This is a genomic window from Geodermatophilus sp. SYSU D00698 (assembly GCF_054050335.1).
Window position 1 is genome coordinate 38,884 of the sequence record NZ_JBJGZD010000007.1, and the last position, 24,312, is coordinate 63,195.

At 78.4% G+C, this 24,312-nt stretch carries 24 protein-coding genes; 16 read left to right on the forward strand and 8 right to left on the reverse strand.

The window, feature by feature from the left end; all coding sequences use genetic code 11:
* The first annotated feature begins 21 nt into the window (after positions 1 to 21).
* From ACI8AB_RS08480 to ACI8AB_RS08505, 6 genes are all read left to right on the forward strand, one after another.
* A complete protein-coding gene (locus ACI8AB_RS08480) occupies positions 22 to 408 on the forward strand; it encodes a DUF6394 family protein (protein WP_387993095.1) in 387 nt (128 codons plus the stop codon).
* Between the two features lie 11 nt (positions 409 to 419).
* A complete protein-coding gene (locus ACI8AB_RS08485) occupies positions 420 to 2,204 on the forward strand; it encodes an NAD-binding protein (protein ID WP_456949755.1) in 1,785 nt (594 codons plus the stop codon).
* Positions 2,205 to 2,221: 17 nt separating this feature from the next.
* Entirely contained in the window at positions 2,222 to 3,433 is a 1,212-nt protein-coding gene (locus ACI8AB_RS08490) for a low temperature requirement protein A (RefSeq protein ID WP_456949756.1), read from the forward strand.
* A gap of 131 nt (positions 3,434 to 3,564) precedes the next feature.
* Complete coding sequence (locus tag ACI8AB_RS08495; protein ID WP_387993086.1) at positions 3,565 to 4,062, forward strand: universal stress protein; 498 nt, start codon at positions 3,565 to 3,567, stop codon at positions 4,060 to 4,062.
* Between the two features lie 46 nt (positions 4,063 to 4,108).
* Positions 4,109 to 4,411, forward strand: a complete 303-nt coding sequence (locus tag ACI8AB_RS08500) for a hypothetical protein (RefSeq protein WP_387993083.1) — start codon at positions 4,109 to 4,111, stop codon at positions 4,409 to 4,411.
* 144 nt (positions 4,412 to 4,555) lie between these two features.
* Positions 4,556 to 5,242 (forward strand): hemerythrin domain-containing protein, encoded by a 687-nt coding sequence (locus tag ACI8AB_RS08505; RefSeq protein WP_456902167.1) that lies wholly within the window; start codon positions 4,556 to 4,558, stop codon positions 5,240 to 5,242.
* On the opposite strand, the gene ACI8AB_RS08510 is transcribed toward ACI8AB_RS08505, so the two are convergent.
* On the reverse strand, positions 5,217 to 7,517 hold the full coding sequence (locus tag ACI8AB_RS08510) for an ATP-binding protein (RefSeq protein ID WP_456949757.1): 2,301 nt from the start codon (positions 7,515 to 7,517) through the stop codon (positions 5,217 to 5,219). The two genes, ACI8AB_RS08505 and ACI8AB_RS08510, sit on opposite strands and share 26 nt — an antisense overlap.
* Positions 7,518 to 7,610: 93 nt before the next feature.
* On the opposite strand from ACI8AB_RS08510, the gene ACI8AB_RS08515 reads away from it, so the two are divergent.
* The 5 genes from ACI8AB_RS08515 (at position 7,611) to ACI8AB_RS08535 (ending at position 11,619) form a co-directional block, all read left to right on the forward strand.
* Entirely contained in the window at positions 7,611 to 7,892 is a 282-nt protein-coding gene (locus tag ACI8AB_RS08515) for a hypothetical protein (protein ID WP_456949758.1), read from the forward strand.
* 74 nt (positions 7,893 to 7,966) lie between these two features.
* Positions 7,967 to 8,962 (forward strand): Acg family FMN-binding oxidoreductase, encoded by a 996-nt coding sequence (locus ACI8AB_RS08520; RefSeq protein ID WP_456949759.1) that lies wholly within the window; start codon positions 7,967 to 7,969, stop codon positions 8,960 to 8,962.
* 44 nt (positions 8,963 to 9,006) lie between these two features.
* Complete coding sequence (locus ACI8AB_RS08525) at positions 9,007 to 9,378, forward strand: ArsR/SmtB family transcription factor (RefSeq protein ID WP_456949760.1); 372 nt, start codon at positions 9,007 to 9,009, stop codon at positions 9,376 to 9,378.
* On the forward strand, positions 9,375 to 9,992 hold the full coding sequence (locus ACI8AB_RS08530; RefSeq protein ID WP_456949761.1) for an SRPBCC family protein: 618 nt from the start codon (positions 9,375 to 9,377) through the stop codon (positions 9,990 to 9,992). The genes ACI8AB_RS08525 and ACI8AB_RS08530 overlap by 4 nt, the downstream gene beginning before the upstream one ends.
* Positions 9,993 to 10,077: 85 nt before the next feature.
* The gene (locus ACI8AB_RS08535) at positions 10,078 to 11,619 is read left to right on the forward strand and encodes an APC family permease (protein ID WP_456949762.1); all 1,542 of its coding nucleotides are present in this window, start codon (positions 10,078 to 10,080) and stop codon (positions 11,617 to 11,619) included.
* Here the strand turns inward: ACI8AB_RS08535 and ACI8AB_RS08540 are convergent.
* Complete coding sequence (locus ACI8AB_RS08540) at positions 11,585 to 12,793, reverse strand: lycopene cyclase family protein (RefSeq protein ID WP_456949763.1); 1,209 nt, start codon at positions 12,791 to 12,793, stop codon at positions 11,585 to 11,587. The two genes, ACI8AB_RS08535 and ACI8AB_RS08540, sit on opposite strands and share 35 nt — an antisense overlap.
* 110 nt (positions 12,794 to 12,903) lie before the next feature.
* On the opposite strand from ACI8AB_RS08540, the gene ACI8AB_RS08545 reads away from it, so the two are divergent.
* Entirely contained in the window at positions 12,904 to 13,590 is a 687-nt protein-coding gene (locus ACI8AB_RS08545; protein WP_456949764.1) for a dienelactone hydrolase family protein, read from the forward strand.
* Here ACI8AB_RS08545 and ACI8AB_RS08550 read toward each other — a convergent pair.
* The 3 genes from ACI8AB_RS08550 to ACI8AB_RS08560 all read right to left on the reverse strand — a co-directional run bounded on the left by ACI8AB_RS08550 (position 13,566) and on the right by ACI8AB_RS08560 (position 16,294).
* Positions 13,566 to 13,949 (reverse strand): YchJ family protein, encoded by a 384-nt coding sequence (locus tag ACI8AB_RS08550; RefSeq protein WP_456949765.1) that lies wholly within the window; start codon positions 13,947 to 13,949, stop codon positions 13,566 to 13,568. The genes ACI8AB_RS08545 and ACI8AB_RS08550 overlap by 25 nt on opposite strands.
* A 4-nt stretch (positions 13,950 to 13,953) precedes the next feature.
* Positions 13,954 to 15,603, reverse strand: coding sequence for a glycoside hydrolase family 13 protein (locus ACI8AB_RS08555; RefSeq protein WP_456949766.1), 1,650 nt, complete (start codon positions 15,601 to 15,603; stop codon positions 13,954 to 13,956).
* A 457-nt stretch (positions 15,604 to 16,060) separates the two neighbouring features.
* The gene (locus tag ACI8AB_RS08560; RefSeq protein ID WP_387993057.1) at positions 16,061 to 16,294 is read right to left on the reverse strand and encodes a hypothetical protein; all 234 of its coding nucleotides are present in this window, start codon (positions 16,292 to 16,294) and stop codon (positions 16,061 to 16,063) included.
* Positions 16,295 to 16,458: 164 nt separating this feature from the next.
* Between ACI8AB_RS08560 and ACI8AB_RS08565 the strand changes: the two genes are divergently transcribed.
* Positions 16,459 to 17,487 carry an Atu2307/SP_0267 family LLM class monooxygenase gene (locus tag ACI8AB_RS08565; RefSeq protein ID WP_456949767.1) on the forward strand — a complete coding sequence of 343 codons (1,029 nt, stop codon included), beginning with the start codon at positions 16,459 to 16,461 and terminating at the stop codon, positions 17,485 to 17,487.
* 74 nt (positions 17,488 to 17,561) lie between these two features.
* Entirely contained in the window at positions 17,562 to 17,849 is a 288-nt protein-coding gene (locus ACI8AB_RS08570; protein ID WP_387993053.1) for a PspC domain-containing protein, read from the forward strand.
* Between the two features lie 7 nt (positions 17,850 to 17,856).
* On the opposite strand, the gene ACI8AB_RS08575 is transcribed toward ACI8AB_RS08570, so the two are convergent.
* Entirely contained in the window at positions 17,857 to 20,577 is a 2,721-nt protein-coding gene (locus ACI8AB_RS08575) for an AAA family ATPase (protein ID WP_456949768.1), read from the reverse strand.
* Between the two features lie 227 nt (positions 20,578 to 20,804).
* Positions 20,805 to 21,587, reverse strand: coding sequence for a helix-turn-helix transcriptional regulator (locus tag ACI8AB_RS08580; RefSeq protein WP_456949769.1), 783 nt, complete (start codon positions 21,585 to 21,587; stop codon positions 20,805 to 20,807).
* Positions 21,588 to 21,817: 230 nt separating this feature from the next.
* Here ACI8AB_RS08580 and ACI8AB_RS08585 point away from each other — a divergent pair, with 230 nt between their 5' ends.
* A complete protein-coding gene (locus ACI8AB_RS08585; protein WP_456949770.1) occupies positions 21,818 to 22,198 on the forward strand; it encodes a hypothetical protein in 381 nt (126 codons plus the stop codon).
* Here ACI8AB_RS08585 and ACI8AB_RS08590 read toward each other — a convergent pair.
* Complete coding sequence (locus ACI8AB_RS08590; RefSeq protein ID WP_456949771.1) at positions 22,179 to 22,964, reverse strand: dienelactone hydrolase family protein; 786 nt, start codon at positions 22,962 to 22,964, stop codon at positions 22,179 to 22,181. The genes ACI8AB_RS08585 and ACI8AB_RS08590 overlap by 20 nt on opposite strands.
* 102 nt (positions 22,965 to 23,066) lie before the next feature.
* Between ACI8AB_RS08590 and ACI8AB_RS08595 the strand changes: the two genes are divergently transcribed.
* Positions 23,067 to 24,245 (forward strand): FAD-dependent oxidoreductase, encoded by a 1,179-nt coding sequence (locus ACI8AB_RS08595; RefSeq protein ID WP_456949772.1) that lies wholly within the window; start codon positions 23,067 to 23,069, stop codon positions 24,243 to 24,245.
* The last annotated feature ends 67 nt before the right edge of the window (positions 24,246 to 24,312 follow it).

The following is a 24,312-nucleotide window of genomic DNA, read 5'->3' on the forward strand; positions in this document are numbered from 1 at the left end:
GCCGAGAGGAGGTGCTCCCGCGTGAACCTCGAGAAGGTCGTCTTCGGGTTCTTCGTGCTGCTCGCCGCCACGCTCAACTTCGGGTTCTTCCTGGGCGACATCGACGACCCGGCGGTGCACAACGTCTACGAGCTGTTCGCCGCGCTCGTGGTCAGCCTCGTCGCCACGGTGCTCAAGTTCGGCGACCGCACCCAGATCGGCGCGGTGCACCTGGCCACCAGCCTGGTCGCCGACCTGCAGCTGGTCGCGGCGACGATCACCTGGGCCTGGGCGGTGCACGTCTCCGCCGAGGGGCTGACCGACGTGACGACGGCGAGCATGGTGTCGCTGTCGGGCGGGGCGCTGCTGGCCAACGTGGTGTCGGTGGTGCTGCTCGTCGTCGAGACCGTGTCCTTCCAGCGGCACTGAGGCGGGTCGCCGTGGAGACCGCGCCGCCGCCCCCCGTCACCACCCGCGGACGGCGCATCCGCCGCCGGGCGCCGGTGGTGCCGCGCGCGGAGGGCTCGGCGACGGTGTTCACCGTCCTCCGGCGGATGCGCGCGCCGCTGATCACGCTGATCGTCATCTTCGCCGTCAGCGTGCTCGGGCTGTCGCTGGTCCCGGGCGTGGACGCGAACGGGGAGCCGGCACGGCTGAGCCCGTTCGACGCGTTCTACGTCATGAGCTACACCGCGACCACGATCGGCTTCGGGGAGATCCCGTACGCGTTCAGCTACGCGCAGCGCATGTGGGTGACCGGCGCGATCTACCTGACCGTGGTCGGCTGGGCGTACGCGATCGGCTCGCTGCTGGCGCTGCTGCAGGACCGCGCGTTCCGCCAGGCGATGGCGCTGCGGCACGTGTCGCGCAAGGTGACCCGGCTGCGCGAGCCGTTCCTGCTCATCTGCGGCTACGGGCAGGCCGGGGAGACGCTCGGGCTGTCGCTGGACGCGCTCGGCCGCCGGTTCACCGTCGTCGACATCGCCGAGAGCCGCATCGACGCCCTGGAGATCGCGCCGCACCGGGGCGACGTCCCCGGCGTGGTGGGCGACGCGCGCGACCCGCACGTGCTCGGCGTCGCCGGCCTCGGCCACCCGTGGTGCGAGGGGGTGCTGGCCGTGACCGGCGACGACGAGGCCAACCTCGCCGTCGCCATGGCCGCCGCGCTGCTGCGCCCGGAGCTCACGGTGGTCACCCGCACGACGTCGGCCGCGGTCGCCGAGCGGATGAGCCGGTTCGGCTCGCCGACGGTCATCAACCCCTTCGACCGGTTCGGTGACCACCTGCGGCTGGCGCTGCGGACGCCGGCGTCCTACCAGCTGACGACCTGGCTGGAGAGCGGGCCGGGCGCCGAGCTGCCGCCGCGGGGCACGGCGCCCGCGCCGGGCCGGTGGGTGGTGTGCGGCTACGGCCGGTTCGGCCGGCACTTCGCCGCCGACCTGGGCGCCGAGGGCCTGGAGGTCACCGTCGTCGACACGACGCCGGGCGACGGCGTCGTGGAGGGCGACGCCGCCGATCCCGACGTCATCCGGCGGACGGACCTGGCCACGGCGGTCGGGCTGGTGGCCGGCACCGACAACGACACCACCAACCTCTCGCTGGTGGCCGAGGCGCGGCGGGTCAACCCCTCGCTGTTCGTCGCCGCCCGCCAGAACCAGCCCGCCGACGCCGCCCTGTTCGCCGCCATGGAGGTCGACGCGCTGCTCGTGCCCACCGAGGTGGTCGCGCACGACGCCTACGCCCGGCTGAGCACGCCGCTGCTGTGGCGGTTCCTGCGCGAGCTGCCGGGGCAGAGCGACGAGTGGTCGGCGGGCGTCGTCGAGCGGCTGCTGGACGCGTGCGGTGCGCACCTGGAGGCGCTGTGGAAGGTGCGCCTGACCCCGGAGGACGCGCCGGCGCTGCACCCGCGGCTGGCCGAGGGGTGCTTCCGGCTCGGCGACCTGCTGCGCGACCCGGCCGACCGGGACCAGACCCTGCTGGCCGTGCCGCTGCTCCTGCTGCGCGGCGAGGAGGCGGTGCTGACCCCCGACCCCGGGACGGTGCTCGAGCCCGGCGACGAGCTGCTGTTCGCCGGCCGGGCCGCGGTGCACCGGGAGGTGGAGGCGACCCTGTTCATCGACGGGGTCGCCGACTACCTGGTCACCGGCCAGCGGGTGCCGCAGAGCTGGATCTGGCGCAAGCTGAGCCGGTCGGCGCCGGTCGAGGACACGGCCCCCGCGCCCTGACCCCGTCGGGGGGACACGTGCCCGACCAGGCCCCGGCCCGGCGGCTGCTCGGCGCCCTCACCGGCCGGGACGCCGTCCGGCCGCCGTCACTGCGCACGGACGACGACCGGTCCGCCTCGCGGCTGGAGCTCTTCTTCGACCTGGCCTTCGTCCTGGTCGTCGCCGAGCTCGCGATCGCCCTGCGCGAGGACGTGACCCTGCACGGGTTCCTCGTCTTCGCCGGCCTGTTCACGACCGTCTGGTGGTCCTGGGTCAGCTCGACGCTCTACGCGAACCGCTTCGACCACGACGACGTCGTCTACCGCCTCTACAAGCTCGGGAGCATGGCCGCCGTCGTCGGGCTGGCGGCCTCGGCGTCGGAGGCGACCGGTGAGCGGTTCGCCGTCTTCGTCGTCTGCCAGCTCTTGCTGCGCGCGATGCTGCTCCTGCAGTACCACCGCGCCCACCGGCACGTGCCGGACGCGCGGCCGATCACCCGGCTCTACCTGGCCGGGACCGCCGCGGGCGCCGTGCTCTGGGCGGTGTCGCTCGCGGTGCCCCGCCCGGCCGCGTTCGCCCTGTGGGCCGCCGCGGTGCTGGCCGAGGCGCTGGTCCCGCTGCTGGCGACGCGGTCCTCGGCCGACCTGCCGCTGCACGTCGAGCACCTGCCCGAGCGGTTCGCGCTGTTCGTCATCCTGGTGCTCGGCGAGCCGGTCGCCGCGGTCGCGCACGGCCTGTACGACGCCGGCTGGTCGGGCTCGGCGCTGCCGGTGGCGGTGCTGGCGTTCGTCCTCGCCGCGGCGCTGTGGTGGAGCTACTTCGACCTCGCCGGCGCCCGCGCCAAGCGGCTGCTGGGCGAGGCGGGGGAGCACAACGGCGCCCACGCCCACGACGCGTACGTCTTCGGGCACCTGCCCCTGACGCTCGCGCTGGCCACGGTCGGCGCGGGCCTCGAGCTCGCGGTCGTGGAGGCCGCGGCCGGCGAGGTGCCGGCGGGGACCCGGTCGCTGGTGGCCGGCGGGGTGGCGGTCTACCTGGTCGCCGCGAGCGTCACCGCCTCGGCGATGACGGGGAACGCCCGGCGCGGCTGGTGGTGGCCGCTGCTCGCCGCGGCCGTGGCCCTGCTCGACGCGCTGCTGGAGCTGCCGGCGTCCGTGGTCGTCGGCGCCCTGGCCGCGCTGGTCGTGACGGTCGTCGTGGTGGGCTGGGCGCAGCGCGCGGCGGGGGACCTGGAGACCGAGGAGGTCTGACCTCGGGAGGTCCGGGCCGGCTGCCGAGCGGGACCTCCGGCCGGGACCTCCGACCCTGCCGCCCGGCCGCGGTGCGGCGTGTCATGGGTGCGCGCCGGTTCCCGGTGACCGGCGTGGAGGGGGTCTGTGCCGTGACCTCGGGAGCCGTGCCCGGCGGCGTCGTCGTCGGTGTGGACGGCTCGGCGTGCGCCCGGGCCGCCCTCGCCTGGGCGGGCCGGATGGCCGCCCGCACCGGCATGCCGCTGACCGCGGTGCGCGCGTGGAGCGTGCCGACCGCACCCCGCCCGGACACCTGGGAGCCGGCCTACGTGCCGCCGCTGGCCGACTGGGAGCGGGCGGTGGAGCAGGCGCTCGCCGACGACGTCGCCGCGGCCGGCGTGCCCTCCGCCGTCGCGGTGACCTGCCGCGCGGTGCACCGGGCGCCGGTCGACGCGCTGCTGGCCGCGGCCGAGGGAGCGGAGCTGGTGGTGCTCGGCGCGCGGGGGAGGGGCGGCGCCCGTGGGCGGCTGCTCGGCTCGGTGGCGTCCTCGGTGCTGCGCGCGGCGCCCTGCCCGGTGACCGTCGTGCGGCCCGACGCGGTGCGCCCCGGCCGGGCCGAGGCCGTGGGGTCCGCCGCCGCGCGGCCCTGACGACGTGCGTCCCCCGGGACGGCCCCGGGGGTGGAGAGGGGGAGCCATGGACCCGTCGGCGCCGGAGCGCCGCGAGATGTCGCTCGAGGAGAAGCTCATCGCGCAGTGGGAGGCGCAGCACGACGTCGCCGCGCGCGGCCACCGCTGCGACCCGCTCGGCCTGCAGCACCAGCTCAGCCGCGAGCGGCTGGCCGACAGCACCCGGCCGCCCACCCCGCGCCGGCCCTCCGCCGCCGGCGCGGCCGCGGAGCCCGCCGGTCCGCCGCCGGGCGCCGCGCCGCACCCCGAGCCCCCGACGGCCCGCCGGCACCCGTGGCGGCGGTTCCACCACCACGCCTCCGAGAGCTGACCCCGCGCCGGCCGGGGAGCGCCGGACCGCGGCGTCCCACCGGGGACGGGAACGGGCCGCCCGGGTACACCGGTCCGGACCGTGGGAGTGGTGTGGGGGCGCTGTGGGTGGGACGCGCGCGGCGGCGCCGACAGGCTCGCCGTCATGACGAACACCGCCTCCACCGCACCCGGCCGCACCGCCGTCCCGATGGCCGACGTCCGCGACATGTACGTCGTCCACCGCGCCTTCCGTCGCGAGTTCGGCCTGCTCCCCGGGCTCGTGCGCGCCGTGGAGCCGGGCGACACCGCCCGCGCCGCCGTCCTCGCCCGGCACGCCCGGATGGTGCTGCTCGGCCTCCACCTGCACCACACCGCCGAGGACGACCTGCTCTGGCCGAGGCTGCTCGAGCGCTGCCCGCCCGACGCCGCCGTCGTCCACCGCATGGAGGCCCAGCACTCCGAGGTGGAGCGGCTGATCGGCGCCCTCGGCCCGGCGCTGGACCGCTGGGAGGTGGAGGCCCGGCCGGCGGTGGCCGAGGAGGTGGCGTCCACCGTCGAGGCGCTGGGCGCCGTCCTGGCCGAGCACCTGGCCGAGGAGGAGCGCGAGATCCTGCCGCTGGCGCAGCGGCACGTCACGCAGGCGGAGTGGGCGCAGCTCGGCGAGCACGGCAAGGGCGAGATGTCGGTGCGGGACCTGCCGCTGTTGTTCGGCGCGCTGCTGGAGGAGTGCGACCCCGACGAGCGGGCGATGATGCTGCAGGTCGTCCCGTTCCCGGTCCGGGTGCTGCTGCGCACGGTCTTCGCGCGCCGGTACCGCCGCTACGTCAGCGCGGTCCGCGGGCCCGCCTGATCGCCCCCACCAGGGCCGGGACGTCCTCCGGGCGCAGCAGCCGGCCGGCGTCCCAGGCCCGGGCGAACGCCTCCTCGCCGAGCGCCGCCCGCACCGCCGGCAGCTCCTGGGCGGCGAGCGCGACGTCGGGCGGGAACGCCACCGCCACCGCCGCCGCCTCCGCCGTCGCCGACCCCGCCGCGAACAGCTGCGCCGCGAGCTCGGGCAGCCCGCGGGAGGCGGCGACGGCGGCCAGCCCGGGCAGCGTGTAGGCCAGCGTCCACGAGGTGCGGACCTCCGCGGCGAGGTCGGCCGCCTCCGCCCACCGATCGAGGGCGCCGTCCTCGTCGCCGGCGAGCGCGGCCAGGGAGGCCTGCACGTTGAGCAGCGTCGCCAGGCTGAACGGGCTGCCGAGCCCGCGGGCCAGCCGCTCGGCGTCGGCCAGCGTCGCCGTCCCGGCGGCGAGGTCGCCCGCCTGCAGCAGCAGCTGCCCCTGCGCCACGACGGCGTGCACCCGCGCCCACGCCTCCTCGGTCTCCCCGGCCAGCCGCAGCGCCTCGGCCAGGTCGCGCCCGGCGGCGGCGAGGTCGCCGCGGAACACCGCGGCCGAGCCGGTGAGCACCAGCGCCAGGGCGCGCAGGTCCCCGGCGCCGGCGTCCGCGGCGGCCGCCGCCGCCCCGGCCGCCGCCTCCGCCGTGCCGGGGACGTCACCGGCCGCGTGGCGCAGCGCGGCGAGGGCGAGCAGCAGCCGGGCGTCGTCGACCGGGTCCAGCCCGGTGCGGTCGACCCGGGCGACCCAGCCCAGGCCCTCGGCGACGTCGCCGCGCACCGCCCAGTACAGCCAGGTCGCCCGCAGGAGCCGGGCGGCGTCGGCGGACCGCCCGGCGGCCACCAGCCGGCCGAGCGCCGCGCTCAGGTTGCCGTGGTCGCGCTCCAGCCGGTCCAGCCAGGCGCCCTGCTCGGGCCCGGTCAGCCCGGCCTCCGCGCCGGCGGCGAGGTCGAGGACGGCGGCCGTCGCGCGGTCGGCGGCCCGCTCGGTCTCCCCGGCGTCGGCCAGCCGTGCGGCGGCGTACTGCCGCACCGGCTCCAGCAGCCGGTAGCGGGCCTCGGGCCCGTCCTCGGCGACGACGAGGGACTGCTCGACCAGGCCGCCCAGGGCGGGCAGCACGTCGGGGACGCCGGCCACCGCCTGCGCGGCGTCGAGGGAGAAACCGCCGGCGAGGACCGCCAGCCGGCGCAGGAGCTGCTGCTCGGCGGCGGTCAGCAGGTCGTGGCTCCAGTCCAGCGCGGCCCGCATCGTGCGCTGCCGCTCGGGCAGGTCCCGGGCGCCGCCGGACCCGAGTGCCTCGTCCAGCCGGCCGAGCAGCGCGGCCGGCGGCAGGTAGCGCGCGTGCGCGGCAGCCAGCTCCAGGGCCAGGGGCAGCCCGTCGAGGCGCCGGCAGATGGCGGCGACGTCGGCGGCCGTGGCGCCGGTGAGGACGACCGGGCGCCCGGCGGCCGCTGCCCGGTCGAGGAACACCTGGGCGGCGGGGGAGGCGGCCACGGCCGCCGCGCCGCTGCCCGCCGGCAGCGGGAGGGGGGCGAGCGGGCGCTCCCGCTCCGCCCGCACCCGCAGCGGCGCCCGGCTGGTGGCCAGCACCGCCAGGCCCGGGCAGCGCCCGAGCAGGGCGGCGACCTCCGGCGCGGCGTCGAGCACGTGCTCGACGTTGTCGAGGACGACGAGGTGGCGCCGGTCCCCGATCCGGGCGGCCACCGCGTCAGCGACCGGCCCGGCCAGCTGACGGCCGCCGAGCGCGCGGGCCAGCGTGGGCAGCACCAGCTGCGCCTCGCGCACCGGGGCGAGCTCGACGACCGTCACGCCGTCGGGGAACGCGGCCGCCAGCTCCCGGGCCACCGCCAGCGCCAGCGTCGTCTTGCCCACCCCGCCGGGCCCGGTGAGCGTGACCAGCCGGGCGGTGCCCGACCGCAGCAGCCCGGCGACCTCGGCGACGTCGTCCTCGCGGCCGAACACCGGCGCCGCGGGCGGCGGGAGGGAGTCCGCCGCGGGCCCGCCGCCGGCCGGGCGGGCGGCGGCGGTCAGAGCGGCGCGGCCGGCGTCGTCGAGGCCGAGGGCGTCGGCGAGCGCGCGCACGGTGTGCGGGTGGGGGCGGCGCCGCTCGCCCCGCTCCAGGGCGCTGACCGCCTTGGCGGTGAGCCCCGACCGGGCGGCGAGCTCCTCCTGGGTGAGGGCGGCCGCCGTCCGCCAGCGGCGCAGCAGCGCCGCCACGGGGCCGGGGTCGGACGGAGGGGCGCTCACCGGCCGGGAGGGTAGCGGCGGCCGGGACCTCCGGCCCTACGGAACACGCGCGTCCGCCCGGCACGCTGCCCCGGTGACCACCCCGACCGCGCTGTGGCGGCGCCGGCTGCTCGTCGTCACGCCGGCCGCTGGACCGCCTGCACCGCGCCGGCCCGGCTCGCCGGCCTGCTCGTGTCCACCGCGCCCACCACACCGCGGTGGCGGCCGGGGAAGGACCGGGTGCCGGTCGCCGCGATCGGCGTCCCCGGCGGCCTCGCGATGGCCCTGACGACGGCCCTGACGACGGCCCTGACGACGGCGGCGGTCACCGGCCGCGGCGTCGTCGTCCTCCTCACCGGGCGGCTGCGGTGGGCACCCGCGGTCGGCGCGGTGTGACCTGCGGGGACGGGACAGGCGGGTCCCGCACGGGACGCACGGACGCGGGACGCACGGACGACGGGAGGACGACGGTGGACCAGCAGGAGTGGACGCGTGTGGTGGAGGCCGCCACCCGGGCCCCGTCGATCCACAACACGCAGCCGTGGCGGTTCACCGCGTCCGGCGACCGGCTGGAGGTCCGCACCGATCCCGGGCGGGCGCTGCAGGCCCTCGACCCCAGCGGCCGGCAGCGGGTGGTCAGCTGCGGCGTCGCCGTCGAGTTCGCCGTCGTCGCGCTCGCGGCCGCGGGGCACGACACCGCCGTCGAGGAGCTGCCCGACCCGGCCGACCCCGACCTGCTGGCGGTCCTCACCGTCACCGGGGGCCGCACCCGGGACGACGCCGACCGGGCCCTGGCCGACGCCATCGGCGCCCGGCACACCGAGCGGGCGCCGTTCCTGCCGCAGGCCGTCCCGGCCGAGGTCGTCGACCGGCTGCAGACCACCGCCGGGGGGTTCCGGGTCTGGGTGAAGCGGATCAGCGGGGAGGACGAGGAGGTCACCACGACCTTCCTGCTGTCCCGCGCCGAGGAGGTCGAGCAGCGCGAGCCCGAGTACCTCGCCGAGCTGCAGCGGTGGATGCGCACCGACCCGGCCGCACCCGACGGCATCCCGGTCGGGGCGGTGCCGGGGGAGGACCCGGCGACCCGGCCGTCGAACTGGCTGGTCCGCGACTTCGTGGTGGGCTCGCGCACCGGTGAGCGGCCCCGCGACCTCGACCCCGACGCGCCGCCGCCGGACGTCGAGCGCCCCACCGTGCTGCTCCTGGGCACCGACGGCGACGACCGGCAGGCCTGGCTCACCGCCGGGCGGGCGCTCGGCCGGGTGCTGCTCGAGGTGACCGCCGCCGGGCTCGCGGCCTCTCCGCTGACCCAGGCGCTGGACTGGCCGGCCACCCGCGCGCAGCTGCGCTCGCGGCTGTCGCTGGTCGGCCACCCGCAGATGCTGATCCGGCTGGGGTACCCGTCCGGGGACCGCAGCCCGTCCACCAACCGCCGGCCGGTCGCGGAGGTGCTGTCGTTCCGCTGATCATCGGTCTTGACTGATATCAGCGGGGACTGAACAATTCTCCCGTGCACGCGTTCGACGTCCTGGGCGACCCGGTCCGGCGGCGGGTCCTCGAGCTCCTCGCCGACGGCGAGCTGTCGGCCGGGGAGGTCACCGCCGTCGTCCGCCGGGAGTTCGGGATCACCCAGCCGGCCGTGTCCGGGCACCTGCGGGTGCTGCGGGAGAACGGCTTCGCCCGAGTCCGCGCGGAGGGGGCGCGGCGGCTGTACGCCGTCGAGTCCGCACCGCTGCAGGACGTCGACCGGTGGCTCGAGCGGTTCCGCCGCACCTGGGACCGGCACCTCGACGCACTCGCCACCGAGCTCGCCCGGGGGGAGCGCGAGCGCCGCCTGCGCGAGACCCAGCCCCAGGACCGCCCACCCGAGGAGGAACCGTGAGAGACCTGCTGGCCGAGATCGCCGACACCGCCCGCGAGGTCGCCCGCCGGGGTGGGGGCGACGACGAGCTGGTCGCCGTCACCGTGCGCCGCGAGTACCCGGCCGCGCCCGAGGACGTGTGGGAGGCGGTCACCGACCCGGCCCGCCTGGCGCGCTGGTTCGCGCCGGTCGCCGGCGACCTCCGCGAGGGCGGCACCTTCGCCGTCGAGGGCAACGCCGACGGCGAGATCCGCGAGTGCACGCCGCCGTCGACGCTGGTCCTCACCTGGGGCGGGCCGGTCAGCGTCGTCACCGTCTCGCTGACGCCCGCCGGTGCGGGCACCGTCCTGGCGCTCGAGCACACCGTCCCCGTGGCGTTCGCGGGCAGCGGTGCCGGCGCGCTGTTCGTGGGCCCGGGCTGGGACGTCGCGCTGCTCGGCCTGGCGCTGCACCTGCGCGGCGAGGACGTCGGCGACCCGGTCGCGTGGGAGGCCGGCGAGGAGGTGCGCCGGTTCAACGCCGCGTCGGTCGACGCGTGGGTGGACACGGTCACCTCCTCGGGTACCGCGACACCCGAGGAGGTCGCCGGCGGCGAGGCCGCGGCCCGGGCCCAGTTCGCCCCCGCGGCCGGCTGATCGACGCGGCGCGGTCCCCGGCTGGCCGGGGACCGCGCCGTCGGCCACAGTGGGGCGCCCGCACCTCCCACCCGGAAGGCCCCCCGTGCGCCCCACCGACGACGGCGAACCCCAGCTCGCGGAGTTCGGCTACCGGCAGCACCTGGACCGCAGCATCGGCCGGTTCTCGAGCTTCGCCGCCGGCGTCAGCTACATCTCGATCCTCACCGGGACGTTCCAGCTCTTCTACTTCGGCTTCGGCGCCGGCGGCCCGGCCTACGTGTGGTCGTGGCCGATGGTGTTCGCCGGGCAGCTCATGGTGGCGCTGTGCTTCGCCGAGCTCGCCGCCCGCTACCCGGTGGCCGGGTCGCTCTACAACTGGACCAAGCGCCTCGGCAGCGCGACGACGTCGTGGCTGGCCGGCTGGGTGATGCTCACCGCCTCGGTCGTGACCCTCGCCGCGACCGCGCTGGCCTACCAGATCACGCTGCCCCAGCTGTGGTCGGGCTTCCAGCTGGTCGGCGACGGCACCGGCACCTACGACGTCGCGGTCAACGCCGTCGTGCTGGGCGGCCTGCTGATCACGTTCACCACGCTGGTCAACGCGTTCGGCGTGCGGCTGATGGCCCGCATCAACAGCGCCGGGGTGTTCATCGAGCTGGTGGCCGCGGTGCTGATCGTCGTCGTCCTGGCCGTCGCGCTCACCCGCGGGCCGCAGGACGTGCTGTTCGACACCGGCGGCCGGGGCGAGGGGCAGTCGCTGGGCTACCTCGGCGCGTTCCTCGTCGCGGCGCTCGCGTCGGGCTACGTCATGTACGGCTTCGACACCGCCAGCTCGCTCGGCGAGGAGACGGTCGACCCGGGCCGCACCGCGCCGCGGGCCATCCTGCGGGCGATCACCGCGTCCTTCGTGCTCGGCGGGCTGATCCTGCTGTTCGGGCTGATGGCCGCCCCCGACCTCACCGACCCGCAGCTGGCCTCCAGCAGCGGGGGGCTGCAGTACGTCCTGCTGTCGGTGGCCGGCACCGGCCTGGGGAAGGCGTTCCTCGTCTGCATCGTCGTCGCGGTCACCGTCTGCTGCCTCGCGGTGCACACCGCGGCCATCCGGATGACCTTCGCCATGGCCCGCGACAACGCGCTGCCGGCCTCCGCCCGGCTCGCGCACGTCGACCCGCGGCGGCGCACGCCCGTGGTGCCCGCGGTCCTGGTCGGCCTGCTCGCCGTCGGCGTGCTGCTGCTCAACGTGCGTCAGCCGCAGGTGTTCACCGCGCTCACCAGCATCGCCGTGGTGATGATCTACCTGGCCTACCTGCTGGTGACCGGCCCGATGCTGGTCGCCCGGCTGCGCGGGCGCTGGCCCCGGCCGGCGCCGGGCCGGTTCTCCCTGGGCCGCCTCGGCCTGCCGGTCAACGTGCTCGCGGTGCTGTGGGGCGCCGGCATGGCGGTCAACCTGGCCTGGCCGCGGCGGGCGGTCTACAACGCCACCGGCGAGCCGCACTGGTACCTGCAGTGGGCCGCGCCGGTGTTCATCGGCGCGATCGTCGCCGTCGGCCTGGCGTGGTACCTGCTGCGCCAGCGGCGGCGCACCGGCGTGCTGCCCGAGCACGCCGCCGTCATCGACCCGACGCCGCCACCCACCCCCGCCTGAGGCCGCGGGCCGACCCGGCGGCCACCCCGCGCAGCAGCCGCACCCGCTGCGGCCCGGGGAGCGCGGCGAACACCCGGGCCATCGCCGCGGCGACGGCGGCCGGCGGCGAGCCGACGTCCAGGTAGGCCGCCCAGGCCCGCTCGGGCAGCGCGAAGAACGCGGCGAAGAAGGCGTCGGTGGCGCGGGTGTCCAGCGGCAGCAGCACCTCCAGGCCCAGGCCCAGCAGCGCCGCCGTCGTCCGGGGCCGGGCCCGCCGCACCACCGAGCGCGCGTCCCCGCCGGCCGCGAGCGCGGCCGCCACCCGCGGGCCGAGCCGCAGCGAGGACGCGACGCTGTAGCCGGTGGCCGGGTGCACCAGCCCCGCGGACGCGCCGAGCGGGGTCCCCGGGCCGGCGGCCCGCGGCCGGGCGTCCAGGGGGATCGCCACCCGCTCGGGCCCGCCGGCCGGGCGCAGGCCGCGGGCGGCGAGGAACCGGTCCAGCCGCGCCCGCAGGTCCGGCAGCGGCACCGGCGGGCGGGCGGCCAGCGAGGTCGCCTCCAGCAGCACGGTGCCGTCGTCGAGGGTCAGGCCGTAGAGGAACGCAGGCGGCGCGGCGGGGTCGGCCAGGGCCGTCCAGTCCATGAGCAGCGCCCCGCCGGGCGGGACGACGTCGTCCACGGGGCCGCTCACCACCTCGCCCCAGGCGCGCTGCTGTGCCGTCCCCGGGCCGCCGCCGCGCGCGTCGAGGACGGTGCGGGCGGCCAGCCGGCGCCCGTCGGCGAGGACGGCGACCTCCCCGGCTCCGGCCTCCCCGGCTCCGGCCTCCCCGGCCTCCACGGCCGCCACCCGGCCGGTCACCACCTCGCCGCCGCCGGCGCGCAGCCGGTCGAGCAGGGCGGCGGTGACGACGTCGTTGCGCAGCCGCGCGTAGCCGCGGGCCAGCCGCTGCTCGCCGCCGGCCGCGGTGCGCACGACGGTGGGGGAGGACCCGGCCGCGACGGCGGCCGGGTCGAGCCCGAGCGGGGCGGCCGCGGTCGCCAGCTCGTCGGCCCACAGGCAGTAGGTGGCCGGCCACGGGCGGGGCGCCGGGGCCACCAGCACCGTCCGCAGCCCCGCGGCGGCGCAGGCGGCGGCCGCCGACAGCCCGGCCGGCCCGGCCCCGGCGACGACGACGTCGGCAGCGGGCGGGGGCACCGCGGCAGACCACCACACCGGCCCGCTCCCCGCCACACCCGGCCGGGACGCGCGCGTCGGCCCGGTCCCCGCCGGGTACCCGGGAGCCGAGCGTCCGGGGAGGGACTGCCATGCCTGCTGGGGTGCCCGGTGAGGGCCCCGTCGAGGTGCCGGCACCCGGGGCGGTGCTGGCCGGTGACCTCGCCGTGCCGCCCGCCTCTCGGGGCGTGGTGCTGTTCGCCCACGGCAGTGGCAGCAGCCGGCACAGCCCGCGCAACCGGCAGGTGGCCGCCGCGCTGCAGCGGGCGGGGTGGGCCACCCTGCTGCTGGACCTGCTCACGCCCGCCGAGGAGGAGGTCGACACCCGCACCCGCGAGCTGCGCTTCGACGTCGGGCTGCTGGCCGGCCGGCTGACCGCGGCCGCCGACCTGCTCGACCGCGCGGAGGCGACCGCCGGCCTGCCCCTGGCCCTGTTCGGCGCGAGCACGGGGGCGGCCGCGGCCCTCCTCACCGCCGCCGACCGGCCCGGCCGGGTGGGAGCGGCGGTGTCGCGCGGCGGCCGGCCGGACCTGGCCGGGGCGGCGCTGGCCCGGGTGCGGGCGCCGACGCTGCTCGTCGTCGGCGGTGCCGACGACCGGGTGCTCGCGCTCAACCGGGACGCCGCCGCCCGGCTGGGCGGGCCGTCCGAGCTGGCCGTCGTCCCCGGGGCGACCCACCTGTTCCCCGAGCCCGGCGCGCTGGAGACGGTCGTCGACCGCACCCTCGGCTGGCTGGACCGCTGGTTGCCGGGGCCTCAGGCGGGGTCGCCGTCCACGTAGAGCCAGCGGCCGCCGACGCGGCGGAACCGGCTGTGCTCGGCCTGCACGTGCTCCCGCCCGCCGGCGCGCGAGTGCGCGCGGAAGGTCACCGTGCCCTCGGCGTCGAACAGGCCGCCGCCGGTGGTGGCCAGCACCTCCAGGCCGGTCCAGCGCACCGCCGGGTCCAGGGTCAGCGACCGCGGCCGGGTGGCCGGGTCCCACGTCTCCTGCAGGTAGGCGACGTCCCCGACGGCGAAGGCGCTGTAGCGCGAGCGCATCAGCTGCTCGGCGGTGGCCGCGGCCGCCGTCCCGTCGTGGAGGCGGCCGCAGCACTCCGCGTGGGCCAGGCCGGTGCCGCAGGGGCAGCGCTCCGGGCTCACGCCCTCAGTCCTCAGCGATCCAGACGGCCGTGTCCGGCGGCAGCGCCACCGACCGGGCGGACGTGTGCACGCCCGGACCGGACTCGAGCAGCACCCGGCCGCGCGAGCGGACCAGCGCGGTGTCGGCGCCCATGTTGACCACGCAGCGGACGGTGCGCCCGCCGCCGGTGCAGCGCACGGTGAGGACGTCGCCGCGGGTGCCCACGGTGGCCTCGCCGGTGCCCAGCGCCGGGTGCTCGGCGCGGACGGCCAGCGCCTGCCGGTAGAGGTGCAGCACCGAGCCGGAGTCGCGGGTCTGCCGGGAGACGGCGTGCCGCTTCCACTCCGCGGGCACCGGCAGCCACGGCTTCGCGGAGCGGTCGCGGGAGAAGCCGACGCCGGTGGTGGCGTTCCACGGCATCGGGACGCGGCAGCCGTCGCGGCCGGCACGCTCGCCGCCGCTGCGGAAGAAGATCGGGTCCTGCTTGGCCTCGTCGGGGACGTGCGCCTGCGGCAGGCCGAGCTCGTCGCCGGCGTAGACGTAGGCCGAGCCGGGCAGGGACAGCAGCAGCAGCGCCGCGGCGCGCGCCCGGGCCAGGCCCGTCCCGCCGCCGCCGAAGCGGGTGACCATGCGGTCCTTGTCGTGGTTGCCGAGGACCCACGACACCGGCGCACCCACCCGCCCGAAGGCCTCGAGCGCGCTGCCGATCCCCTCGGCGAAGGCCGGGGTGTCCCACGCCGACTTCAGCAGCCGGAACGACAGCGACTGGTGCAGCTCGTCGGGCCGCGAGTAGAGGGCGACCTCGTCGAGGTCGGCCAGGCAGACCTCACCGACCAGCATGGTGTCCGGGTACTCGTCGCAGACCGCCCGCCAGCGGCGCCACACGTCGTGCACCTCGGGCTGGTTCCACGTCATGGCCTGCTCGGGGCCGTGGCCGAACAGGGTGGGGGAGTACTCGCCGGGGTTGTCGCGCAGGCCGGCGTCCTTGTAGAGCCCGTAGGCGACGTCGACGCGGAAGCCGCTCACCCCGCGGTCGAGCCAGAAGCGCAGGGTCCGCTCGAAGTCCTCGGCCACGACCGGGTCGCGCCAGTTGAGGTCGGGCTGCTCGGGGGCGAACAGGTGCAGGTACCAGCGGCCGTCCGGGGTGCGCGACCAGGCCGGCCCGCCGAACAGCGAGCGCCAGTTGTTCGGCGGCTCCTCCGACGGCGGCGCGAAGTGGTAGCGGGAGGCCTCGGGGCAGTCGGGGTCGGCCAGCGCCGCCTGGAACCAGGGGTGCCGGTCGGAGGTGTGGTTGGGGACGACGTCGAGCACGACGCGCAGGCCCAGCCGCCGCGCGTCGGCGACCAGCGCCTCGACGTCGGACACGTCGCCGTACTCGGGGTCCACCGCCCGGTAGTCGACGACGTCGTAGCCGCCGTCGGCGCCGCCCGAGGGGTAGTGCGGGTTGATCCACAGCGCGTCGACGCCGAGCCACGACAGGTAGGGCAGGCGGGCGCGCAGGCCGGCGAGGTCGCCGATGCCGTCCCCGTTGCCGTCGGCGAACGAGCGCAGGTAGACCTGGTAGACGACGGCCGAGCGCCACCAGGGCTGCTCCTGGGGCGCCGGCGGGGCAACGGGCCGGGACCACGGCTGCTGCGCGGCGGCGGTGCCGGCAGCGACGAGTCGAGCGGACATGCGCCCAGGATCGGCACTCCCCGTGGCCGGGTCACAGACGCTGGACACCAAAGAGTGCGGTCGTGATCGTCACGTTCCGCCGAACGCGCAGGTACGGGGCACGCAGGGTGTCCTCGCGCACAGCCCGGATGGGGGACCCCCTCCCGGGTGTTGCACCACCCGTCCCACGAGTCACGAGCCGCCGTCAGACCGGCGGCAGGGAGTACCCGCACCATGTCCAGCACCCCGGCTGACCGAGCCGCCTGCTTCCGCCACCCCCGGCACGTCTGGATCGCCAGCTGCCCCGACTGCACCGCCTGGCACCTCGCCGGCCTCCGCGCCGGCGCTGGGGACCGCCCTGCGGCGCCCCGCCCCCGCGCCACGCGCGACGGCCGGGCGACCACCGCCGCCTAGACCCGTGCACGACAGCGCCCCTCCGGCCACGAGGCCGGAGGGGCGCTGTCGTCCACGGGCTCCGCTAGACCTGCCCCTCGTTGTGCGGTTCGATGCTCGCCGACGGGTCCACGCCCTCGTCGGCCGCGGGCTGCACCGGGCCCTCGCCCGGCTCCGACCCGCTGCCCGCCGCGGTGTTGCGCGAGGCCCGGTCCGGGTCCTCCACGTCGGTCGCCGTCGGCGCCTGGCCGATCCGCTTGGCGGCGTCGCCGGTCCCGGTCTCCTCGAGGCCCTGACCCTGGGTGTCTGACTCCGACACGGTCCCTCCATCACTCGGGTGTGCGGTACGGGCCGTGCGGTACCCCCTGTGGCGGGCGGCACGCGCCGGGGGGCTGGTTCACTGCTCGTTGAGTGCTTGACGACCGAGCGCTCGACGACCGACCGCTCGACGAGAGGGGCGCCCGCCCCGGGAGGAGGACCGCCGTGCACCTCGGCGTCGACAGCTTCGTGGCGGCGGTGACCGACCCGCGGACGGGCCGGCTCATCGGTCCCGAGGAGCGGATGGCCCACCTGCTCGAGGAGATCGAACTGGCCGACCGGTCCGGGCTGTACTCCTTCGGCATCGGGGAGCACCACCGCCCCGAGTACTACGACTCCGCGCCGCCGGTCATCCTGGCCGCGGCCGCCGCCCGGACCGAGCGGATCCGGCTGGGCAGCGCCGTCGCGGTGCTGTCGGCCGCCGACCCGGTCCGGGTGTTCCAGCAGTTCGCCACCCTCGACCTCATCAGCCGCGGGCGGACCGACCTGGTCGTCGGCCGCGGGTCGTTCACCGAGGCGTTCCCGCTCTTCGGCCTGTCGCTGGCCGACTACGACGAGCTGTTCGACGAGAAGCTGGACCTGCTGCTGCGCATCCGCGAGTCCGAGCACGTCACCTGGTCCGGCCGGCACCGCCCGGCGCTCACCGGCCAGGGCGTCTACCCGCGCCCGCTGCAGGACCCGCTGCCGATCTGGGTGGGCGTGGGCGGCACCCCGACGTCGTTCGTCCGCGCCGGGCTCCTCGGCCTGCCGCTCATGGTCGCGGTCATCGGCGGCGAGCCCCGGCAGTTCGCGCCGCTGGTCGACCTCTACCGGCAGGCCGGCGCGCGGGCCGGGCACGCCCCCGAGCGGCTGCAGGTGGGCCTGCACGTGTTCGGCTACGTCGCCGACAGCACCCGGGCCGCCGCGGACACGATCTACCCCGGCTGGCACGAGATGTTCACGAAGGTCTCCCGCGAGCGCGGCTTCCGGGCGCCCACCCGTGCCCAGTTCGACGCCACCAGCGGGCCCGACGGCGCCTTCTTCATGGGCGACCCCGACACCGTGGCCGAGAAGCTGCTGCGGATCTCCGCCCAGCTCGGCGGGGTGGACCGGGTCTCCATCCAGATGACCAACCCGCGGCTGGCGCACGAGGACCTGCTGCGCGGCATCGAGCTGCTGGGCACCGAGGTCGCCCCGAAGGTCGCCGCGGGCTGACCAGGGTCGGGTCCGGGTGCGCTCTCCGGGCCTTCCCCGATGTGCCGCGGGCCCGGCGGCGGGAGCCTGGTGCCATGACGATCCCGACCTCGTACACCGGCAACCGGCCGCCGCTGCGACGCAGCTCCACCGAGCGCATGCTCGGCGGCGTCTGCGGCGGGCTGGCCGCCTACACCGGCGTCGACGCGGTGCTGTGGCGCGCCGCCGCCGTCGCCCTGACCCTCGCCGGCGGCGCCGGCCTGGTGCTCTACGCCGTGCTGTGGGTGCTCACCCCCGCCGAGCCCCTGCCGCCCGGCGAGCAGCCGCGCCCGGTGGACCGGTTCGTCGACCGGCTGGCCGGCCGCCTCGACCGGGCGGGCTGACCCGCCCTCAGCCCGCGGGCGGGAACAGCGCCGCCAGCCCGACGCGCGAGCGCAGCCCGCGCTTGCGGTAGACGCTGCTCAGGTGGTGCTCGACGGTCTTCGGGCTGAGGAACAGCGCCGCGGCGACCTCCGCGTTCGAGGCGCCCCGCGCCGCCAGGACGGCGATCCGCGTCTCCTGCGCGGTGAGGGGCTCCTCGGGCAGCGGCCGGCGCGGGCGCGCGGTCCGCCCGGTGGCGCGCAGCTCGTCCTCGGCGCGCTGCGCCCAGGCCGTGAGGTCCAGCGCGGCGAAGGCGTCGGCCGCCGCGGCGAGCTCCGCCCGCGCCCGCGTCCGCTGCCCCGAGCGGCGCAGCCTCGCCCCGAACAGCAGCCGCGTGTGCGGGGTCTCGAAGGCGTCCGGCGCGAGCGCGTGGGCGGCGAGCGCCCCCTCGAACAACGCCGTCGCGGCGTCGTCGTCCGGGCAGGTCAGCGCCCGGCAGCGGGCCACCAGCGCGGCGGTCGGCGGCAGCGGCGACCGCGACACCCGCTCGTACTCCCCGGCGAGCTCCGCGGCCTCGGCGGCCCGGCCCAGCCCCGTCCACGCCTCGACCAGCAGCGGCGCCACGCCCAGCGGCTCGCCCAGCGCGCCGACCCCGCCGTCGGCGGCCAGCCGCCCCTCCAGCAGCCGGGCCACCGCGGCGAGGTCGCCGCGGCACAGCGCGCAGAACGCCTCGGAGAGGGTCAGGTGGGCCGCGACGGCGGCCGTGCCGGCCCGGGCGACCAGCGCGCGGGCGCGGTCCAGGTGCGCCGCCGCCTCCCCGTGCCGCCCGCGCGCCGCGGCCTCCTCCGCCAGCAGCTCCAGGGCCGGCGCGGCGTCGGCGACGTAGCCCAGCTCCTCGGCGAGCTCGACCGCCTCGCCGGCGTCGGCGTAGGCGCCCGGGTGGTCGCCCAGCAGCTCCGCCCGGCCGCGGGCGGTCATCGACAGGACGGCGACCAGCACCCCCAGGGCCCCGAGCTCCCGGGCCTCGCGCAGGCGGCGCTCCACCACGGGGACGGCGGCCGGCGGGTCGGGCAGCCAGCCCACCGCGAGGACGAGCAGCGGCAGCAGCCGGGGCTCGGCGCGCAGCCCCGGCTCGCCCTCCGCCGTCTCCAGTGCCCGGTGCAGGAGCCGCCGTCCGCGGTCGGGGTCGCCGGCGTGCAGGGCGGCGACCCCGGTGACCCACGCCGCGAGCACCTGCTGCAGGGGGTCGCCGGCGTCCGCGGCGGCCGCGATCCGCCGCGCCGTCGTCTGCACGCCCGTCACGTCACCGAGCCGGTGCTGGACGACGGCGAGGTCGGTGAGCACCCAGGCGGCGGTGCGGCCGGTGGCGAGGTCGGCGGCCGCGCGCAGCAGGTCGCCCGCGGCCGGCACCGAGCCGGTGTCCTGCTCGACCCGGCCCAGGACGTGCAGCACCTCCGCCCGTGCGGCCGCCGGCGCCGCGCCGCGCACGACGGCGCCGGCCAGCGCGCGCGCACGGACGGCGTCCCCGCCGACGGCGGCGTCCCGGACGGCGGCGGCGAGCAGCTCCGCGGCGCGGGCGGCGTCCCCGGTCAGCGCGGCCGCGCGCTCCAGCGCCGCCGACGACGCCGCGTACCCGCGCCGCGCCCGGGCCCGGCCGGCGGCCGCGGCCAGCTCGCCGGCCAGCGTCTCGTCGGGACCGGCGGCCGCCAGCGCGCGGTGCCACACCGCGGCGAGGTCGTCGCCGGTCCGGGCGGTCCCGGCCAGCAGGCGGTGCGCCCGCCGGCGCTCGGCGGGCGTCGCCCGGCGCCACACCAGGCTGCGCAGCAGCGGGTGCCGGAACGCCAGGGCGTCCCCGTCGCGCACGACGACGCCCCGCTCCTCCGCGGCGTCCAGGGCCGCGGCCGGGTCGGTGCCCGACCCGGCCAGCGCCGCGGCCACGGCGGCGGCGCTGCCGTCGTGGGCCGCGGCCAGCAGCAGCACCGCCTCCCGCGCCCCGGCCGGCAGCGCGGCCAGCTCCGGCTCGAAGGCCCCGGACAGCGCCGGGCCGACCGGCAGGTCCGCAGGCAGCGGCTCGGTGCCCGCCCGCTGCGCCGGCGACAGGGCCGCGGCCACCTCCAGCAGCGCGAGCGGGACCCCGCCGACCCGGCCGGCCAGCCGGCGCGCCACGGCGGGTGCGACGGTCCCGGCCAGCAGCGTGCGGGCGTCGTCGGCGGGCAGGGCGGTCACCGGGAGCACCTCGGCGCCGGGCAGCGGGCCGGCCCCCGGCCGCCGCGCCCCCAGCACCGCGACCCGGTCCCCGTGCACCCGGCGCGCGGCGAACAGCAGGGCGGCCGCGGACTCCGCGTCGGCCCACTGCAGGTCGTCGACCAGGACGAGCACCGGCGCGGCCGCCGCGGCAACGGCCAGCAGCGAGAGGGTCCCGGCCGCGACCAGGTGCCGCTCGCCCGGGACGTCGGCCGGCCCCCAGCCCAGCGCCGCGGCGAGCGCGGCCGCCTGCCCCGGCGGGACCTCCGGCAGCAGGGGGCGCAGCGGGCCGAGCAGCTCCAGCAGGACGGCCTGCGGCAGCGTCGCCTCGGACTCGATCCCGCGGGCGCGCAGCACCGTGCACCCGGCGGCCCGCGCGGCCGCGGCCTCCAGCAGGGCGGTCTTGCCGACGCCGGCCTCGCCCTCGACGACGAGCAGGCCCGGCCGGCCCGCGCGGGCGTCGTCGAGGAGCCGGTCGACGCGCGCGAGCTCCGCCGCCCGGCCCACCAGGTCGCGGGTTTCCCCCGACGCGAGGGCGCCGCCGCCGGCCGGAGGCTCGTCCGGCAGCCGCTCCGAGGGAGGACGCCATGACCCCGACCCCGACCCCGACCCCGAGTCCGGCCCGGCGGCCGTCGCCGACCGGCGCCCGGCTGCGGTGGATGGCCTGCTGGTTCGGGGCTCCGCTGGACCCCCGGCTGCTGCCCTGGCGGACACCGCGCTGACCCCCCCCCCGCTCAGCCGGCCGGCACGGCGGGGGCGGGCAGGATGCCCCGGCGCTGCGCCTCGAGGACCGCGGTCAGCCGGTCGTGGACGCCGAGCTTCCGGTACAGCCGCGCGGCGTGCGTGGTGACCGTACGGGTCGAGCAGCCCAGCCGGTGCGCCGTCGCGGTCGCCGTCAGCCCCTCGGCCAGGCACAGCAGGACCGCCGTCTCCCGGCAGGTGAGGCCCGCCGCACGGGCGTGCGCGCCGCCGTCCCCGTCGCCGTCCTGCCAGGCCCGCACCGTCCGCACGTGCCGGTCCAGCGCCCGCAGCACCGGCGCGACGCCGTCGAGCAGCTCGAGGTCGGCCGCGGTGAAGTCGCGGCGGGGCCGGCCGAAGGCGAAGCCGCAGACCTCGGCCGGCCCGCCCCGCAGGGGCAGGCTGACCAGCTGGTCCCAGCCGCACACCGAGGCGATGACGCCCCGGGCGGGGGACCGGCGCCAGCTCTGCCAGCCGCCGGCCGCCTCCTGGGCCGTCGCGGGCGTGAGGTCCCCGGCCGCGGCGGCGGTCAGCAGGGGGTGCACCGAGCGCATGCGGTGCGTGGCGTCGACCAGCAGCTCGAGCTGCTCGCCGGCGAGGCCGGTGGCGGTGATCTCCGTGGCGCCGGTGCGCCAGTCGGTGCGCTGCAGCACCGCGGCGGGCGCCTCCAGGCGGGGGCACAGGACGGCGAACACGGGGCCGGCGGGCAGCTGCGGGCCGACCATGGCGTCGAGCAGGCCCACCACCAGGTCGGTGAGCTCCCGGACCACAGGCTCCATCGCCGGCCTCCGACGATCCCGCGGGTCCCCGCCGGTCCCGCGTCGGTCGCGTGCGCAGCCCTCTGTGCAGGACGAGCGTGGCCGCACCCGCGGGTCGGCGTCAACGGAGATCCCCGCGCCGTCAAGGGGGCGCCGCACCCCGCCGCATACGCACAAGTGCGTACAGACGGTGCCGATCGGCCGTCCCTAGCGTCCGTGCCGCACCTACGGACCGACTACCAGGGGGAACCGTGTCTCTCCTCGTGCTGCACCTGCGGTGGAACGACGTCGAGCCGGCGCAGTACGAGGTGCTGCGCCGCGCCCTGCCGGAGGACGTCGACCGCCCGCCGCACTGCCTGTCCCGCCGGCACGTCCGGCAGCCCCGGTCGGTGATGGTCTACGAGGTGTGGGAGGACGCCCGGGCCGCAGAGGACGAGCTGGCCCGCATCCGCGCCCTGGTCGACGCCGGCCCCGAGCAGCCGCAGCGCGTCGTGTTCGTGCTGCCGGACGTGTTCGCCGCCGGCTTCCCGCGCCGGCCCGCCCGCCCGGCGGCCGTGCCGGAGGCCGTCGGCGCGCCGGTCGTCCCGGCCCCGCGGCAGCCGGAGTCCCCCGTCACGGTGCCGACGGCCTGAGCGCCGGGACCTCCGCCGGGGGCCGCCCCCGCAGGTGCTCGGCGAACCAGGCGTCGGTCCGGGCCCAGGCGTCGGCCGCGGCGGCGGGGTCCGGCCGGATCCGCAGCACGTCCCGCAGCAGGGGGCGCAGCACCCGCGGGCCGACCGGGGCGTCGTGCAGGAAGCCGTGGCCGGCGCCCGGGTACTCGCGGACGTCGTGCCGGACGCCGACCCGGGTCAGCACCGTCGTGAGCTCCGCGGCGGCGCCGCGCAGGCCCGGGTCGCGGCCGCCGTAGCCGGCCACCACGGGGCAGGCGCCGAGCAGCGCGGTGTGCGGGTCCCGCGGCAGCCGCGCGTAGAACACCGCCGCGGCGTCGAAACCGCGGGCCGCCAGGTGCAGCGCCAGCCCGCCGCCGACGCTGGACCCCAGCACGCCGACCCGGCCGGTGCAGTCCGGTCGCGCGGCCAGGTGCGCGCGGGCCGCCTCGGCGTCGGCGAACGGGCGCCCCTCGCCGGCGTCCACCGCGCGGAACGTCGGGACCACGGCCCGCCGCGCGCCGCCGTCGGTGAACAGGTCCGGCACGAGCGTCAGGGAGCCGGCGGCGGCCATCCGCTGCGCCTGCCGCCGCACCACACCGTCGACGCCGAAGGCCTCGTGCAGCAGCACCACACCCGGCCACGGCCCCGGGCCGTCGGGCACGGCGAGCAGCCCGCGCAGCCCCGGCGTCCCGCCCGGACCCGGGGGGATCGCGACGCCGGTCAGGGCGATCCGCTGGGCGTCGGTCACGGGCGGCCTCCCCGGGTGCTGCGGTCGGTGCCGGCCGATGCTGGCAGACGGGAGGACGGCAGGGGGTTGGCGCGCGCCGCCGGGTGTGAGGCAATCCCGGGCATGACGCGCGCGATCGTGGTCGGCGGCGGGGTCGCGGGGCCGGTGACGGCCATGGCGCTGCAGCGGGTGGGGATCGAGGCGACGGTGCACGAGGCCCACCCGGCTCCCGAGGGGGACGTGGGGACCTGGCTCGGCGTGCAGGTCAACGGGCTGGACGCGCTGCGCGCCGTCGGCGCCGAGGACGCCGTCCGGGCGGCGGGGTTCCCCACGCACACCATCGAGTTCCGCAGCGGGACCGGCCGGGTCCTGGGCTCGTCCACCACCGGGGACACGGAGGGACGGCGCGACGCGGGCATCTCGGTGAAGCGCTCGGACCTGTACCGGACCCTGCACGCGGAGGCGCTCCGGCGGGGCGTGGAGATCCGCTACCGCTCCCGCCTGACCGGGGCGGAGGACACCGGCGCCGGGGTCACCGCGGAGTTCGCCGACGGCCGGACGGAGACCGCGGACCTGCTCGTCGGTGCGGACGGCGTGCGGTCGGCGGTGCGGCCGCTGGTCGCCCCGGACGCCCTGCCGCCCCGGTTCGTGCCGGTGCTGGTCACCGCCGGGTACTCCTCGCACGTGCCGGCCGGCGCCGAGGTGGGCCGGCTGACCATGGTGTTCGGCCGCCGCTGCTTCGCCGGGTACCTCGCCGCGCCGGACGGCGGCACGTGGTGGTTCGCCAACCCGCCGCTCACCCGGGAGCCGGCCGACGGCGAGGTCGCCGGCACGCCCGACCCACGGTGGCGGGCGCTGCTCTACGACCTGCTCCGCGGCGACCGGTCGCCGCTGGTGGACCTGGTGGAGGCCACCCCCGGGCCGCTGCGCGGGTGGACGACGTACGACGTGCCCACCGTGCCCCGCTGGTCCCGCGGCCGCACCGTGCTGGTCGGCGACGCCGCGCACGCGACCTCGCCGGCCTCGGGCCAGGGCTCGTCGCTGGCGATGGAGGACGCCGTCGTCCTCGCCGCGTGCCTGCGCGACCTGCCGCTCGGCGACGCCCTGCGCGCCTTCGAGGAGCGGCGGCGGGCGCGCGCGGAGCGGGTGGTCGCCCAGGGCTTCCGCCGGAGCAGCGCGAAGCCGCCGCCGGCCGTGGGCCGCGCCGTCCGCGACGCCGTCCTGCCGCTGGTGCTGCGCCGCCACGACCCGGCGGCGTGGGTGCGGACCCACCGGGTCGAGCCGCTCGTCGGGACCGGGTGACCGCCGTCACCCGCTCGGGCCGGCGTCGTTGACCCCGGCGACCTGCCCCCGGCCCCGATGGAGTGGT

Excerpts from the sequence above, each read along its gene's own strand:
- ACI8AB_RS08555 (WP_456949766.1), bottom strand. The coding sequence starts at position 15,603 with ATGTCCGCTCGACTCGTCGCTGCCGGCACCGCCGCCGCGCAGCAGCCG.
- ACI8AB_RS08580 (WP_456949769.1), bottom strand. The coding sequence starts at position 21,587 with ATGGAGCCTGTGGTCCGGGAGCTCACCGACCTGGTGGTGGGCCTGCTC.
- ACI8AB_RS08570 (WP_387993053.1), top strand. The coding sequence starts at position 17,562 with ATGACGATCCCGACCTCGTACACCGGCAACCGGCCGCCGCTGCGACGC.
- ACI8AB_RS08505 (WP_456902167.1), top strand. The coding sequence starts at position 4,556 with ATGACGAACACCGCCTCCACCGCACCCGGCCGCACCGCCGTCCCGATG.
- ACI8AB_RS08595 (WP_456949772.1), top strand. The coding sequence starts at position 23,067 with ATGACGCGCGCGATCGTGGTCGGCGGCGGGGTCGCGGGGCCGGTGACG.
- ACI8AB_RS08500 (WP_387993083.1), top strand. The coding sequence starts at position 4,109 with ATGGACCCGTCGGCGCCGGAGCGCCGCGAGATGTCGCTCGAGGAGAAG.
- ACI8AB_RS08545 (WP_456949764.1), top strand. The coding sequence starts at position 12,904 with ATGCCTGCTGGGGTGCCCGGTGAGGGCCCCGTCGAGGTGCCGGCACCC.